The sequence below is a fragment of the Proteiniclasticum sediminis genome, assembly GCF_018128025.1.
In the GTDB taxonomy this organism is placed as follows: Bacteria; Bacillota; Clostridia; order Clostridiales; family Clostridiaceae; genus Proteiniclasticum; species Proteiniclasticum sediminis.
This window is the reverse complement of sequence record NZ_JAGSCS010000053.1, coordinates 1-1,474: the sequence shown is the minus strand read 5'-3', so window position 1 is coordinate 1,474 and position 1,474 is coordinate 1. Positions and strand designations below refer to the sequence as shown.

Genomic DNA, 1,474 nt, shown 5'->3' with positions numbered 1-1,474 from the left:
TTCACCGGGCATAGCCTATCCATGAGCGATGTCATCGTCTTGAAGCAACACGGTGACTACACGGCTCATTATGTGGACGCCATTGGCTTCAAAGAAGTGCCAGAGTTCATCAAACCCAACAACCCTTTGCGGAGCATTGCGGATACGGTGGAGCAAAATGACAATCAATTTGATGGACTGTTCAATAACGTTCCAACAAAAGATATGGAAAAGGCCAATTTGCCTACCGAAAGCCACGAAGAGAAAAAGCCTCAGAAGGAATCTGTAAAGCAGCGGCTGAAAAAGTCTGCTGAGAAATCAGAGGTCAGCAAAACGCTGTCTCACAAAACTGCAGAAATGGAGAGATGAAGATGGATAAATTCAGTATTGAAGAGCTTAACCTCATGTGTATTTATGATACCGGCACCCGGTCCGGACTGATGGCAGGACTTGAAAAAATCGCCCTGGAGCTTGCTCCTGAAGAAGCAGAGCTCTCCGAGCTTATCCAAAGTGCTTTGAAGAAGCTGACGGCCATGAGTGATCAGGAATATGGAGAGTTGATCCTGGTGCCCGACTACAAGGAAGAAGACGACTAAAGCGGAACATCTGCTGCAGAAGGGTGGTGAGCACTTGAGGAGGTGATGATTTGGCAAACAGGAAGCGTCAGATCCCCATTATTATCATGGTCAACGAGCGTGAAAAAGCGCTGATCGAAGAAAAGATGCGCCAGTTAGGGACAAAAAACATGGGGGCTTACATCAGGAAGATGGCCATTGACGGCTATGTAGTCCGCCTGGACCTCTCCGATATTTCTGAACTGGTATCGCTCCTTCGAAGAAGCAGCAACAATCTGAATCAATACGCCAAGCGGGCTCATGAGACCGGACGCATCCATGAAGCCGATATTGAGGATATCCAGAGCGGCCTAAAGAGTGTATGGGAAAAGGCGGATCAGATCATGACCCGCCTTTCCACCATAGACTAAAATTTTTTATCGACAACATGGACGACATTTGGATTCCTTGCTACGATCAGGGTAGAAGAAAATTATCGGATGAATGGAGGTGTGCAGCATGAGATTTCTCATCAAGCTGTTCTTATTTCCAATAACCCTGGCTTTAACAATCCTTGTTGCAGCCTGCCGTTTGCTGTGTCAGCTGTCCACCATGGTGTTGGGGATCGTGGCTTTTGTCTGCTTTGCCATCGCGCTGGGAACCATGGTGCTGCTGCAGGATGTTCCGGAAGGACTGAGATTAATGGGCCTCGCCTGGTTGATCAGTCCCTTCGGACTGCCGCTGATCGCAGCCTTCCTGGTTGAGCTGCTTGGTGTATTCAATGATTCTCTGAAAGCTATTTCCTGAGTTTTGGAGTTCATAAACAGAGAACCCTTGATAAGACTTGTTTCAAGTCAAATCAATGGTGATTTTTTTGTCCGATTATTTTAGATTCTTTGTCAGATCCAGTTTTGTCGAGCTGCGAAACTGCGTCAAGGTCA

At 47.1% G+C, this 1,474-nt stretch carries 4 protein-coding genes; all 4 read left to right on the top strand.

Translation table 11 applies throughout. The features are described 5' to 3' along the window. On the top strand, nucleotides 1-348 hold a 348-nt coding region (locus KCG48_RS14470), incomplete at its 5' end, for a YodL domain-containing protein (RefSeq protein ID WP_211802882.1). 2 nt (nucleotides 349-350) lie between these two features. Continuing rightward, a complete protein-coding gene (locus tag KCG48_RS14465) occupies nucleotides 351-575 on the top strand; it encodes a transposon-transfer assisting family protein (RefSeq protein ID WP_211802881.1) in 225 nt (74 codons plus the stop codon). 50 nt (nucleotides 576-625) lie between these two features. Further along, a complete protein-coding gene (locus KCG48_RS14460) occupies nucleotides 626-964 on the top strand; it encodes a plasmid mobilization protein (RefSeq protein WP_408004753.1) in 339 nt (112 codons plus the stop codon). Between the two features lie 88 nt (nucleotides 965-1,052). Continuing rightward, nucleotides 1,053-1,340, top strand: coding sequence for a CD1845 family protein (locus tag KCG48_RS14455; protein WP_211802880.1), 288 nt, complete (start codon nucleotides 1,053-1,055; stop codon nucleotides 1,338-1,340). Nucleotides 1,341-1,474: the final 134 nt, after the last annotated feature.

Bases quoted from the DNA above. Each gene is read 5' to 3' on its own strand.
- KCG48_RS14465 (WP_211802881.1), top strand. From the start codon at position 351: ATGGATAAATTCAGTATTGAAGAGCTTAACCTCATGTGTATTTATGAT.
- KCG48_RS14455 (WP_211802880.1), top strand. From the start codon at position 1,053: ATGAGATTTCTCATCAAGCTGTTCTTATTTCCAATAACCCTGGCTTTA.